The 12,918-nt window shown below is 52.8% G+C and carries 9 protein-coding genes and 2 pseudogenes; 7 read left to right on the plus strand and 4 right to left on the minus strand.

Annotation, left to right across the window (positions count from 1 at the left end; translation table 11 throughout):
• Nucleotides 1-370: 370 nt before the first annotated feature.
• A complete protein-coding gene (locus ACQG03_RS18035; RefSeq protein WP_023280966.1) occupies nucleotides 371-1,027 on the plus strand; it encodes a TetR/AcrR family transcriptional regulator in 657 nt (218 codons plus the stop codon).
• Nucleotides 1,028-1,089: 62 nt separating this feature from the next.
• Here the strand turns inward: ACQG03_RS18035 and ACQG03_RS18040 are convergent, their stop codons facing one another.
• Nucleotides 1,090-2,073 carry an MDR family oxidoreductase gene (locus ACQG03_RS18040; protein WP_023280857.1) on the minus strand — a complete coding sequence of 328 codons (984 nt, stop codon included), beginning with the start codon at nucleotides 2,071-2,073 and terminating at the stop codon, nucleotides 1,090-1,092.
• 400 nt (nucleotides 2,074-2,473) lie between these two features.
• Here ACQG03_RS18040 and ACQG03_RS18045 point away from each other — a divergent pair.
• From ACQG03_RS18045 to fghA, 5 genes are all read left to right on the plus strand, one after another.
• Nucleotides 2,474-3,171, plus strand: a protein-coding gene (locus tag ACQG03_RS18045) for an IS1 family transposase (protein ID WP_223195083.1) whose coding sequence is annotated in 2 segments (ribosomal slippage) — nucleotides 2,474-2,723 and nucleotides 2,723-3,171 — 699 coding nt in all. Because the reading frame shifts where the segments join, the coding sequence is not laid out codon by codon here.
• A 113-nt stretch (nucleotides 3,172-3,284) separates the two neighbouring features.
• Nucleotides 3,285-3,560 (plus strand): formaldehyde-responsive transcriptional repressor FrmR, encoded by a 276-nt coding sequence (frmR, locus tag ACQG03_RS18050; RefSeq protein WP_017384071.1) that lies wholly within the window; start codon nucleotides 3,285-3,287, stop codon nucleotides 3,558-3,560.
• 34 nt (nucleotides 3,561-3,594) lie between these two features.
• Nucleotides 3,595-4,704, plus strand: a complete 1,110-nt coding sequence (frmA, locus tag ACQG03_RS18055; RefSeq protein WP_017384070.1) for an S-(hydroxymethyl)glutathione dehydrogenase — start codon at nucleotides 3,595-3,597, stop codon at nucleotides 4,702-4,704.
• 43 nt (nucleotides 4,705-4,747) lie between these two features.
• The gene (locus ACQG03_RS18060; RefSeq protein ID WP_012561111.1) at nucleotides 4,748-5,146 is read left to right on the plus strand and encodes a VOC family protein; all 399 of its coding nucleotides are present in this window, start codon (nucleotides 4,748-4,750) and stop codon (nucleotides 5,144-5,146) included.
• A 64-nt stretch (nucleotides 5,147-5,210) separates the two neighbouring features.
• Nucleotides 5,211-6,047, plus strand: coding sequence for an S-formylglutathione hydrolase (gene fghA, locus ACQG03_RS18065; RefSeq protein WP_012561110.1), 837 nt, complete (start codon nucleotides 5,211-5,213; stop codon nucleotides 6,045-6,047).
• A 199-nt stretch (nucleotides 6,048-6,246) separates the two neighbouring features.
• On the opposite strand, the pseudogene ACQG03_RS18070 reads toward fghA, so the two are convergent.
• The 3 genes and pseudogenes from ACQG03_RS18070 to ACQG03_RS18080 form a co-directional block, all read right to left on the minus strand.
• A pseudogene (locus ACQG03_RS18070) lies at nucleotides 6,247-6,703 on the minus strand (IS3 family transposase); the annotation flags it as partial.
• Nucleotides 6,704-6,783: 80 nt separating this feature from the next.
• The gene (gene ltrA, locus ACQG03_RS18075; protein ID WP_001189111.1) at nucleotides 6,784-8,292 is read right to left on the minus strand and encodes a group II intron reverse transcriptase/maturase; all 1,509 of its coding nucleotides are present in this window, start codon (nucleotides 8,290-8,292) and stop codon (nucleotides 6,784-6,786) included.
• 672 nt (nucleotides 8,293-8,964) lie between these two features.
• A pseudogene (locus tag ACQG03_RS18080) lies at nucleotides 8,965-9,650 on the minus strand (IS3 family transposase); the annotation flags it as partial.
• Nucleotides 9,651-10,266: 616 nt separating this feature from the next.
• On the opposite strand from ACQG03_RS18080, the gene ACQG03_RS18085 reads away from it, so the two are divergent.
• Nucleotides 10,267-12,918: an excinuclease ABC subunit UvrA gene (locus ACQG03_RS18085; RefSeq protein ID WP_012561117.1), complete on the plus strand. Its 2,652-nt coding sequence runs from the start codon at nucleotides 10,267-10,269 to the stop codon at nucleotides 12,916-12,918.

A 12,918-nucleotide genomic window follows, 5' to 3' on the forward strand; every position in this document is an offset into this window, starting at 1 on the left:
ATCGAGTAGTGGCTTCAAGCCACGATTGTCACTGCCTCCGCTGCCTTTTTCCAGTAACTCTCTCCTTTTAATTCTAATATTTAGGGGTGTCAACGCAAAGCAGAAACGGCACCTTCTTTGCGAGACAGAAATGACCTGTGATTGCCTGGCCGATTTATGGCAGCTAAGTGCGAGAAGCGGATATAGCGAATTCGCCATTGTACGGGATTAGCAGGTTTACTGAAGCAACCTGCGATGGCGTTATGGCAATAGTCAGTCCCCTGTCCAGTCGGCATAGGTGGCCACCTCGTCACCGCCGGGGATAAACTGATTGAAGCCTCCGCGCAAAATCACTTATTCTTTTCCGTTAATAAAATGCAGGAGCAAAGTCATGACTGGCGAAATTCGTGGGCGAGGCAGGCCACGAAAAACAGAGAGTACCTATACAGATACCCGTAATGACCTGATCCGAAGCGGGCTTGAACTGCTCACGCAGAATGGTTTTCTTTCAACGGGAGTCGATGCCATTGTCAAAAATGCCAGTGTTCCTAAAGGCTCATTTTATTACTATTTCAAGAGCAAAGAAGAGTATGCCCAGACTGTTCTGAGCGCCTATGACAGTTTCTTTGTGCATAAACTCCAAAAACATCTGTATGAATCATCCTTCACACCAATGATGCGTCTGGAAAATTTCATCGACGATGCCTGCGACGGCATTAAAAAGTACAATTTCACCCGGGGCTGTCTGGTTGGCAATATGATGCAGGAGAGTCCGGGTCTTCCACTGTCCTTTATCAAACAGCTCCACGAAATACTTGAGCGCTGGCAGGCGCTTGTGGCGTGCTGTCTGTCCGACGCGTTATCTTCGGGCGAAATCCGTTCCGATATGAATAATACGCAACTGGCGGCCATTTTCTGGAGCAGTTGGGAGGGTGCCGTAATGCGTGCCAAACTTTATTGCTCAACCCAGCCTGTGTACGACTTCTGGAGCTATTTCAAAAAGTCAGTACGCTATCAGCCCTCTAAGGACACGGCTGTTGAAAAGTAAAAAAGGGGCCGCAGCCCCTGATAATAATTATCAAACCCAGGCTGAGCCTGGCTTCCACTTCATTAGCTACACTGAATTACTGCCCGGCCACGAATTCCGCCACTCAGAAGTTTTTCGGCCACATTGATGGCATCACTCAGCGGATAAACGGTGGTCAGGCTATCCAGTCTGGACTCCGGTAAATACTGTACCGCCTGCTGCCAGATCGCCGCTCTTTTTTCCTTCGCGAACATGACACTGTCAATCCCTTTCAGCGTGACGCCACGCAGGATAAACGGAGCCACATTCCCCATTAGTTCCATCCCCTGTGCCATGCCGCAGGCTGCAACAATACTGCCATAACGCACCCCGGCGCATACATTGCAGAGCGTATGGCTACCGACTGTATCAATGGCGGCAGCCCAGCGTTCTTTCTGTAACGGTTTTCCGGGACAGGAGAGCTCGGAACGGTTAATAATCTCGTCCACACCGACCGTTTTATAGAGCCAGGCAGCCTCTTCCGGGCGTCCAGTAGACGCCGTAACGCGGTACCCCATTGATGCAAGGATCATGGCCGCAATGCTCCCGACGCCGCCGCTGGCACCGGTAACAAGTACCGGACCATCTTCAGGCTTAATACCATGATTCAGAAGTGCGTCTACGCACAGCATCGCGGTAAACCCAGCTGTTCCGATTGCCATTACGTGTTTGCCGTTAGCGCCAGCCGGGAGCGGCGTCAGCCAGTCTCCATTTACCCGTGCTTTTTCGGATAGTCCGCCCCAGTGTTTTTCCCCAACACCCCAGCCGGTCAGGAGAACCTTATCTCCGGCCTGATATTCGGGATGTGAACTGGCGGACACTGTACCGGTAAAATCAATGCCGGGCACCATGGGAAAGCGTCGGACGATTGGGCCCCGGCCCGTAATGGCCAGTGCGTCTTTGTAGTTGATGGATGAATAGTCAACATTGACCTCCACATCCCCCTGCGGTAGTTCACTTTCAGCGATTTCAGCAAGTTGCGCACTATAGCGTCCATCTGTTTTGTTGATTAATAAAGATTTAAACACGTTCACCTCGTTTGTCCGGGCGTTTACCGTTCAGTCATTAAGTCGTCAATAAATAATATTGACCGATCGTCTAATAATCAACACTACTATCCCAGTGCTTTGCCAGCATTCAAGAAACATTATTCATTTCATGCACTTAAAGCTGTCTTTTTTGACCGACATCAAACTGTATTCTGGTTTATCTGGTGCAGAGGGAAAATCAGCATCCCTGAAGATACATAGCTAATGCTTCAGAACACGGCTGATGATGCGATAAAACAACCAGGCTTTAATGAGTTAGTCTGAGCGGACCTTCGGCTCAGTAAATAGGTCCGCTCCGTGCCAAGAGCAGACGCTGGTAATTCGGGTAATGGTGCCAACTTACTGATTTAGTGTATGATGGTGTTTTTGAGGTGCTCCAGTGGCTTCTGTTTCTATCAGCTGTCCCTCCTGTTCAGCTACTGAAGGCGTGGTGCGTAACGGTAAAAGTACTGCCGGACATCAGCGCTATCTCTGCTCTCACTGCCGTAAAACATGGCAGCTACAGTTCACTTACACCGTCTCTCAGCCCGGTACACACCAGAAAATTATTGATATGGCCATGAATGGCGTCGGATGTCGCGCCAGTGCACGCATTATGGGCGTTGGCCTCAACACGATTTTACGACACTTAAAAAACTCAGGCCGCAGTCGGTAAACTCACGCATACAACCGGGCAGTGACGTCATTGTTTGCGCGGAAATGGACGAACAGTGGGGTTACGTCGGCGCTAAATCACGCCAGCGCTGGTTGTTTTACGCGTATGACAGGATACGGAGGACGGTTGTGGCGCACGTATTCGGTGAACGCACGTTGGTCACGCTGGAGCGTCTTCTGGGCCTGCTGTCGGCCTTTGAGGTCGTGGTATGGATGACGGATGGCTGGCCGCTTTATGAATCACGCCTGAAGGGAGAACTGCACGTTATCAGCAAGCGATATACGCAGCGCATTGAGCGGCATAACCTGAATCTGAGGCAGCATCTGGCAAGGCTGGGCAGGAAGTCACTGTCGTTCTCAAAATCGGTGGAGCTGCATGACAAAGTCATCGGGCATTATCTGAACATAAAACACTATCAGTAAGTTGGAGTCATTACCGGTGCTCTGATATATTTATTATACTATAGTGGGGTATGTGTTGATCTTAATGTAATACTCCCCTATAGTATAAGAAATACAGAGCAGTGAGGTAAGCAATGCCCAGTACTCCTGAAGAGAAAAAAAAGGTCCTAACCCGGGTTCGCCGTATCCGGGGTCAGATTGATGCTCTGGAAAGAGCACTTGAAAGTGGCGCTGAATGCCGTTCCGTTCTCCAGCAAATCGCCGCCGTCCGGGGCGCCGCTAACGGACTGATGGCAGAGGTGCTGGAGAGCCACATACGGGAAACCTTTGACCAGAATGACAGCTACAGTCATGAAGTCAGTAAATCAGTTGACGATACGATTGAGCTGGTTCGTGCCTATCTTAAATAGGTGAGGCCATTATTACATTGAGGATATATTACGTATGAAATCACGTGCCGCTGTTGCATTTGCACCAGGGAAGCCCCTGGAGATTGTTGAAATTGATGTTGCTCCGCCTAAAAAAGGCGAGGTGCTGATTAAAAACACCCACACAGGTGTCTGCCATACCGATGCCTTTACCCTCTCAGGGAATGACCCTGAGGGCGTTTTCCCGGTGGTTCTCGGCCACGAGGGAGCCGGTATCGTCGTTGAAGTTGGTGAAGGCGTCACCAGTGTGAAGCCGGGTGACCATGTTATTCCGCTCTACACCGCTGAATGCGGGGAGTGTGAATTCTGCCAGTCCGGTAAAACGAACCTCTGTGTATCGGTTCGCGAGACTCAGGGCAAAGGACTGATGCCTGACGGGACCACTCGCTTTTCATACAACGGTCAGCCTCTTTACCACTACATGGGATGTTCCACATTCAGTGAATACACCGTTGTGGCCGAGGTTTCTCTGGCAAAAATTAACCCGGAGGCGAACCATGAACACGTCTGCCTGTTGGGTTGTGGCGTGACTACCGGTATTGGCGCCGTCCATAACACGGCTAAAGTGCAGCCGGGCGATTCAGTTGCCATTTTTGGTCTGGGGGCAATTGGTCTGGCTGCGGTACAGGGGGCCCGTCAGGCAAAAGCGGGACGTATTATCGCTATCGATACTAATCCGACAAAATTTGACCTGGCCCGTCAGTTCGGGGCCACTGACTGCATTAACCCGAATGATTATGACAAACCGATTAAAGATGTTCTGCTGGATATCAACAAGTGGGGTATTGACCATACCTTTGAATGTATCGGTAACGTTAACGTCATGCGTGCAGCGCTGGAAAGTGCTCACCGTGGGTGGGGGCAGTCCGTTGTCATTGGTGTCGCAGGGGCCGGACAGGAGATTTCCACCCGTCCTTTCCAGCTGGTCACCGGGCGCGTATGGAAAGGTTCCGCGTTTGGCGGAGTAAAAGGCCGCACTCAGCTCCCCGGTATGGTCGAGGATGCCATGAAGGGGGATATTGACCTTGAGCCATTTGTAACCCATACGATGACACTGGATGAAATCAATGACGCCTTCGAGCTTATGCATGAAGGCAAATCTATCCGGACAGTGATTCATTACTGATCCCATCAGAATTTTAATCAACTCAAACTGAAGGAAGTGGAAAATGACAACTCCGGTAATTTCTGGTGACGGCATCTTTTCTCATGTGTTCATTGGCGCAGCCGATGTCGAGAAATCCTCCGCATTTTACGATGTCGTCCTGGGCACGCTTGGTATCAATAACCTCGGCCCGTTTGGCAACGGCTGGGTACTCTATGGCCGCGAAAAGCCGGCATTTATCATTGCCCGTCCGGGCAACGGTGAAGCACCTTCCGCTAACGGGGTGACTGTCGGCTTCGCTGCTGCCACCCCGGAAGAGGTTGATGCTTTCCATGCTGCCGGCCTTGCCGCCGGTGGAGCTGATGAAGGTCAACCTGGCCCGCGTGGTCACCTTCCCGGGGCCTATGCTGCCTACCTGCGGGATCCGGCGGGTAACAAAATCACGGCGTATACGTTTATCTGACGTCCGGATTTAAAGATACTTCCCCTGGCTTCGGTCAGGGGAAATAACCATGAGATAACGGCTGATGGAACTCATTGAGCAGCATGCCAGCTCTGGCGGCTGGCAAAACGTGTACCGGCATTATTCACAATCCCTTAATTGTGAAATGAATTTCGGTGTGTATCTTCCTCCCAAAGCAGTAACAGAAAAACTGCCGGTACTATACTGGTTGTCGGGCCTGACCTGTACTGAGCAGAATTTCATCACCAAATCAGGTATGCAGCATTATGCAGCCCGGCATAACGTCATCGTTGTTGTCCCGGATACCAGTCCCCGGGGTAATAATGTCCCGGATGCCGACAGTTACGATCTTGGCCAGGGGGCCGGTTTTTATCTGAACGCGACGGAACAGCCGTGGAATGTTCATTACAGGATGTATGACTATATTCTCAGAGAGCTTCCGGATGTCGTCATGAATCATTTTCCTGCAACGGCAAGAAAATCTATATCCGGTCATTCTATGGGAGGGCTGGGTGCTCTGGTGCTGGCTCTGCGAAATCCTGGTGAATATGTGAGCGTATCAGCATTTTCCCCGATAGTATCGCCTTCTCAGGTGCCATGGGGGCAACAGGCATTTAGCGCTTACCTGGGTGAAAACAGAAAAACGTGGGAAGCCTACGATCCAGTCAGCCTCATTTTACAGGGTGAAAAATTACCAGAAATCTTCATTGATCAGGGGCTGAGTGACGCCTTTTATGAAGAGCAACTGCGCACCAAAATCCTTGAGAGAGTATGCAATGAGATGAACCTCAATGCGTCGTTCCGATATCATACTGGATACGACCACAGCTATTATTTCATTTCCAGCTTTATTGGTGAGCACATTGCTTACCATGCCAACAGGCTCAGGCTGTCAGCATGAGTTGATTTCCAGCCTCAGAAAATGTGCTTAATTTTCAGGCCTGAACAGGGCCTGAACCCTGCAGACCTGAGATGTACTGTAACTGAATCGCCACGGATAATCTAGACACTTCCGAGCCGTTGATGGACTGACCCCGCCCCGGTAGACGATCCTGCCCTATAGTTTGGACTGACCCCACGCCTGTAGACAAATCCTGTCCTCACGACGAGGCCTGTTCGAAGGCCTCCGGACTGACGTCGCCGAGGTGGCTGTGGCGCCGGGACCGGTTATAGAAGACTTCAATGTAATCGAAGATCCGCCCGGGCCAGATCCCTGGTTTTATATATGCGTTTTCTGATCCGTTCTTTTTTCAGCGAACTGAAGAACGATTCGGCCACCGCATTATCCCAGCAGTTGCCACGCCGGCTCATGCTCGGCGCCAGGTTATTGGCCCGGTAGAAGCGCTGCCAGTCGTCACTGCCGTACTGGCTGCCCTGATCGCTATGTACGATAACCTCGCTGTCTGGTTTTCGGCGCCAGACCGCCATCATCAGCGCGTCGAGCGCCAGTTCGCGTGAGAGAGTGGGTTTCATCGACCAGCCGACCACATTACGGGCGAAGAGATCGATAACCACCGCCAGATACAGCCAGCCCTGCCAGGTGCGGAGTAGAGTAAGAGGCAGGGCGTAGTCGGACTATTTCCCTGCCTCTCCTCCCCGAACCGGACGTGCACCTTTCAGCGCATCCGGCTCTCCATTTAAATGCTGGCGAACGCCATTGCCACTTCTGTAAAGCGCGATGTATACGTGTTTCTGGTCTCCGTCCTCAGATAGGGATTACCTTCGGGTAGCCGCCAGCGGAACAGCTTCTTGCCTTGCCCCACCAACCGGTACAGTATTTCGCCGCTGAGCTTGCCGTGATTGGTTTTACCAAATAAAACCCACGTTTTGCTCTGACCCGGTTTCGGTGATTTACACCACCACCTCATCAGGGAAGCGATACCTGTACGGTATTTGCGGGCCAGCCAGTGAGCCAGCTTCCAGAACACGACACGGTCGATATAACTGAAGACTTTGGCCTTAAAATCAACGAACTGATAGAACATGGCCCAGCCTTTCAGTTTTCGGTTGAGTTGTTCAGCCATATCGACTTTGCTTTCACTGTAGTTGCCTGATAACAGTGCTGTCAGCGATGCGGCGAAGTTTCTGGCTTTCTCCTGCGGGATCGTTGAGACCACTCGCATCTCGCCATAACGACTGCGTTTGCGAATGATCCTGTGCCCCAGAAAGATAAAGCCGTCATTAACATGGGTGATTTTAGTCTTATCCATGTTCAGCCTGAGTTTCAGACTGCCTTCGAGCACACCCCGACACTCCTCCCTGATGGCTTCCGCCTGTGCTTTGGTGCCTTTGACGATGAGGACAAAATCATCGGCATAGCGGCAGTACGCCACCGCGGGTTTCCACTGCCAGTTTTCTCTGACCGCCGTACTTCGGCCCCGTTGGATACTGTTATTCCAGTACCACCGATCTTTTCTGGCTTTCCCGCTCAGGTAGCGCTCATGCAGGTATTGATCGAACTCATTCAGCATGATGTTCGATAATAGCGGCGATATAACACCGCCCTGTGGTACACCTTCACTGGCCGCCCGAAAGAGACCGACATCGATATGTCCCGCCTTGATGGTTTTCCACAGCAGAGTCATGAAACGTGCGTCACTGATCCTGCGGCGTACAGCCTTCATCAGCAGTCGATGATGTACGGTGTCGAAGTAACTGGACAGGTCGCCTTCAATCACCCAGCGTCCCCGGGTTTCACCACAGTCTGTGAGCTGTAATTTCACCGTGCGGATCGCGTGGTGGACACTGCGCTCAGGCCGGAAGCCATATGAGAGCGTATGAAAATCACTCTCCCATATCGGCTCCATCGCCATCAGCATGGCCCGCTGAACAATACGATCCCGCAACGCGGGGATACCCAGTGGTCGCAGTTTGCCGTTGCTTTTAGGGATGTAAACCCGTCTGGCGGGCAAGGGCTGGTAGTGGCCTGAGAGTAATTCATCCCTGAGGATTTGCAGCTCAACAGCCAGTCTGGCCTGTAGCATTGTTTTGTTCACGCCATCAACGCCGGGGGTATGGGCCCCCTTTGATGAAAGCGTGATCCGCGCCGCTTCAGCCAGCCATTCTGGTTGTGTTATCAGACGCAGCAGCCGTTGAATCCGTAGGGACGGATCGGTGGCTGCCCATGTGGCAAGCTTGCGTTGCATTTCGCTGATTATCAAAGGTCTTCACCTCGTTAGGTCAGTTAATTCACGTCGCAAACACATTCAAACTGCTTCCCTTCGCCATGTAATGGGCTTTCCCCATCGCGGACTACTACGGAAGCTCCGCCAGCCAGCGCGTCATCGGAGCCATGCCCCCTTAACATCCGTCGCTGACCTTCCCCGGTTTACCTGCCTGGACTCAGGCATACTGAGGAGGCTGCCCGTCGCACTCTTTATCCTTGCTTGCCGCAAGTTGGCAGAAGTCAGCATCGCAAGCGTGATAGACGCTGCTGCCCCGGTGTTTCGCATACATGTCAAAACACCTTCGACCGGCAGTGCTTACGTATCACTGCCAGTTCCTCCTGCACGGCCTGTCAGATCACGTAGGCCGTGGTGACGTTTTCAACCCACAGAGGCGGATTAACGGGTTCATGTTCTTCAGCCTTTCAGTACTTAACCTTGAGGATCATCTCGGCTTAGTGATCTCGCCTCAATCCCCGTTGTCAGCGGGTTACATCACCCTGCGGGCATGCCGCAGGTCACTGCCGCTCAGGTTCTCCACCGTCACACCCGGTGGGATTGTTGGGTTTCTCATCGTGAGTTACCGGTTCAATATTCCAGACAGACTCGCGGTTCATTTAAGCATCCATGCCCGCCCTGAACTCCGGGCACACTATAAGTAATATCGGTGACCCAGACCTGGGTGGCCCGGACAACGGTGAACTGCCGCTGCACGAGATTAGGAGCAACGACTGAAGGCCTGCCAGCGATACGACGTGGCGCTTTATAGCCGCGCACAGCTTTAATCCGGTCCAGTTGCATGATCCGACCCACCCGGTTTCTACCACAGGTTTCCCCGATTTCGTTCAGATCGCCATGAACCCGCCGGTAACCGTATACGCCTCCGCTCAGGGAATATGAGTCGCGGATAAGCATCAGCAGGCGCTGGTTATCTTTATCACGCGCCGAGACAGGGTTATGCAGCCACGCATAGAACCCGGCCCGGGCGACATTCAGTACCCGACACATCGTCATCACACCCCATACAGTTCGGTGCTCATTGATAAAGCGGTACTTCAGTCGGGCTCCTTTGCAAAGTACCGCGCGGCCTTTTTCAGGATATCCCGTTCTTCTTCGGTGCGTTTTAGCTGCGCCCGGAGTTTCAGGATCTCGCTTTTAGCTTCCAGTAAATCCCGGGCATGCTGCTCGCTGTTATCAGGTTTGATAGCCCGTAGCCACTTGTAGAGGCGGTGTGCAGAGACGCCCAGACGCTCAGATACTTAGGCGACGGAATAACCGCGTTCCGTTATCTGACGGACGGCTTCTTCCTTAAATTCAGGTGTAAATCGTGGTGTGCCCATACGCTCCTCCTATACTCAAACTATAGGGCAGGATCGTCTACCGGGGCGGGGTCAGTCCAGGGAGCCGTTAACGACCTGATGGCGGTTGTTCTGGAAAGCTATCTTCGGGAGGAATTCCCCGATACGGGCAAACGAAATGAGTCGCAGAAGAGGTCAATCGACGACACCATTTCGATAGTCCGCTCCTATCTCCGTTAACTCTGCCAGGCAGATGTCTGATGGGGTCTAAAACTGTAATGAAAGGAAATGACATATGAAATCACGTGCATTATTCATCTGTATTTTTTAATTGGTACCCGAAACCGCCTGAGTGTCGCCATCAGCTGGGTCTGGAACCACAGCGTCGCGTACCGGGGAGCCCGCATTATCACGGGAGCCAAATCTCCGGTCCCGGGTACGCCGCCAGCCAGTTCTCATACAGAAGGCGGATCCGCAGGGTACCGCTGAAACTTCAGCGGTGTCCCACATGGTACCACCGGGCCCAGCTTCAGCAATCTGTTTCCAGTCACACAAACGCTTTTTTCGACGGGCTTTCTGATCGAGCGGTCCGGCACACCAGATACCGTCACAAGAGGTGGCCTTATTAAGAGCGGACACACCTAGCACAGGAAATTCTATGGCAAAGAAACTTTTCGGTTATCATCCCATCCTGACTGACGACAACAATTCAGTTGTGATTCGCGGTGCTCGCGAGAACAACCTTAAAGAGGTGGATGTTTCCATTCCGCGCAACGCATTGGTTGTTTTTTCGGGTGTGTCAGGCTCGGGTAAGTCTTCACTGGCCTTTGGCACCATTTATGCTGAGGCGCAACGGCGCTACTTTGAATCGGTTGCCCCCTACGCTCGTCGCCTCATTGATCAGGTCGGGGTTCCGGATGTGGATGCCATTGACGGACTGCCGCCAGCCGTTGCGCTTCAGCAACAACGCGGTGCCAGTAACGCGCGCTCCTCTGTCGGCAGCGTGACCACCTTATCCAGTCTGGTGCGAATGATGTACTCACGGGCGGGCGCTTATCCTGCCGGACAACCGATGCTGTATGCCGAGGATTTTTCTCCCAACACGCCGCAGGGGGCATGCCCTTCTTGCCATGGTCTGGGCCATATCTATGAGGTAACTGAAACACTGATGGTGCCCGATCCCTCACTTAGTATCCGTGAAAAGGCTATTGCTTCCTGGCCCCCGGCCTGGCACGGACAGAATCTGCGGGATATTCTGGTGACGCTGGGGTATGACATCGACACTCCCTGGAAAAATCTGCCAGCGGAAGACCGTCAGTGGATCCTTTTTACCGAAGACACCCCCACTGTACCGGTTTTCCCGGGACTGAGTCCGGAAGATACGCGCGAAGCCGTCAGGAAAAAAATGACGCCGGGTTATATGGGGACCTTCACCGGGGCACGTCGTTATGTGCTACATACCTTCGCCAGCACGCAAAGCGCGTTGATGAGAAAACGAGTCTCCCGTTTTATGGAAGGCAAGCTGTGTCCGGTCTGTCACGGGAAAAGACTGAAGTCAGAATCATTGTCCGTCACCTTTGCCGGTGTGGACATTGGTGAATTTATGCAGATGCCCTTAGACCAGCTGGCGGAATTGCTCCTTCCAATCTCCCGGGGGGATTTCAGTGCCCACCACGCCGGCGCAGATGCCGACAGGGATATCACCCGTCGGGATCTGACAGAGCGTGCTGCATCCGGAAAAGCGGTCCATTCCGATAACGCCGATGTCTGCCGGACATCGGCGTTATCGGAAGAGAAACGACTGGCGGCACAACGGCTGACCGGTGGTGTCATGGCCCGGTTGTATCAGTTGCAGAAGCTGGGGCTGGGTTATCTTACGCTGGACAGAGCAACCCCAACTCTATCTGCAGGAGAGCTTCAGCGACTGCGTCTTGCCACGCAACTCAGTTCGATGCTGTTTGGTGTGGTCTATGTTCTTGATGAACCGTCTGCGGGTCTGCACCCCTCAGACAGTAAAGCGCTTTACGATGCGCTTGAGAACCTTCGTGATGCCGGCAACTCGGTGTTTGTCGTTGAACATGATCTTAACCTGATGCGACGGGCGCAATGGCTTGTTGATGTGGGACCGTCGGCTGGTGAACAGGGAGGACATGTTCTCTACAGTGGTATTCCTGAAGATCTGAAAGCCGTCACCCAATCTCGTACCGCGCGTTATTTATTTGATGAAGTCCGGCCACCACAATCTTTTGCCCGTATCCCATCCGGGTGGCTGAAACTGCAGGGGATCCATCGCCACAATCTTAAGTGGATCGATGTTGATATTCCTCTGGGTGTGCTGACAGCCGTGACGGGAGTCTCTGGCTCCGGTAAATCCAGTCTGATTGCCCAGGCCTTACCGGAACTGGTGCTTTCTTCACTTGGCGGTGAGCCAGAAGACGTGCTTTCCGAAGCCAGCGACGCTGAGGGGCCATCCGTAACGGAGAAAACGTACGGTACCCTGACCGGTGATACCGGACTGGTAAAGCGTCTGGTTCAGGTTGACCAGAAACCGATAGGCAGGACCCCCCGTTCAAACCTGGCGACATATACCGGGTTGTTTGATCCTGTTCGTAAGCTCTTTGCCGGAACGACTGACGCCAAACTCCATCATTACGATGCGGGTCAATTCTCTTTCAATGTGGCAAAAGGCCGCTGTGCAACCTGTGAAGGTGAAGGATTCGTCAGCGTGGAGCTGTTGTTTATGCCGAGCGTGTATGCACCGTGCCCGACCTGCCATGGCGCGCGGTATAACCGGGATACTCTCAGGATCTGCTGGCAGGACAAAAATATCGCGGAGGTCCTGCATATGACGGTGGATGAAGCCAGTCAGTTCTTTGCGACTGAAGAACCAGTGGCTCGTCCCCTCCGTCTGCTGAGTGAAATTGGTCTGGGCTACCTGCGTCTGGGACAACCAGCAACCGAGTTATCCGGAGGGGAGGCGCAAAGGATCAAGCTGGCAACCGAACTACAACGTAGCCAACGTGGCCACACGTTGTATATCCTAGATGAACCGACAACCGGCCTGCATGCTTCAGACGCCGACCGCCTCCTTGTGCAGCTGCAGCGGCTTGTTGATGCAGAAAATACGGTGATAATGATTGAACACGATATGCGGGCGGTTACTCAGGCAGACCAGGTTATCGACATCGGTCCTGGAGCGGGACATGAGGGAGGACGCCTGGTTGCCGCAGGAACTCCCGAACAGGTATCGCAGGTCAAAGAAAGCCGTACCGCACAGTATATTGCCAGGGAACTCTCACGGAACGGTTAA

Origin of the sequence: Enterobacter cloacae complex sp. 342H5 (assembly GCF_050030905.1) — a bacterium.
In the GTDB taxonomy this organism is placed as follows: Bacteria; Pseudomonadota; Gammaproteobacteria; order Enterobacterales; family Enterobacteriaceae; genus Enterobacter; species Enterobacter intestinihominis.

Excerpts from the sequence above, each read along its gene's own strand:
- ltrA (WP_001189111.1), bottom strand. The coding sequence starts at position 8,292 with ATGCAACGCAAGCTTGCCACATGGGCAGCCACCGATCCGTCCCTACGG.
- frmR (WP_017384071.1), top strand. The coding sequence starts at position 3,285 with ATGCCCAGTACTCCTGAAGAGAAAAAAAAGGTCCTAACCCGGGTTCGC.
- frmA (WP_017384070.1), top strand. The coding sequence starts at position 3,595 with ATGAAATCACGTGCCGCTGTTGCATTTGCACCAGGGAAGCCCCTGGAG.
- ACQG03_RS18060 (WP_012561111.1), top strand. The coding sequence starts at position 4,748 with ATGACAACTCCGGTAATTTCTGGTGACGGCATCTTTTCTCATGTGTTC.
- ACQG03_RS18035 (WP_023280966.1), top strand. The coding sequence starts at position 371 with ATGACTGGCGAAATTCGTGGGCGAGGCAGGCCACGAAAAACAGAGAGT.
- ACQG03_RS18085 (WP_012561117.1), top strand. The coding sequence starts at position 10,267 with ATGGCAAAGAAACTTTTCGGTTATCATCCCATCCTGACTGACGACAAC.
- fghA (WP_012561110.1), top strand. The coding sequence starts at position 5,211 with ATGGAACTCATTGAGCAGCATGCCAGCTCTGGCGGCTGGCAAAACGTG.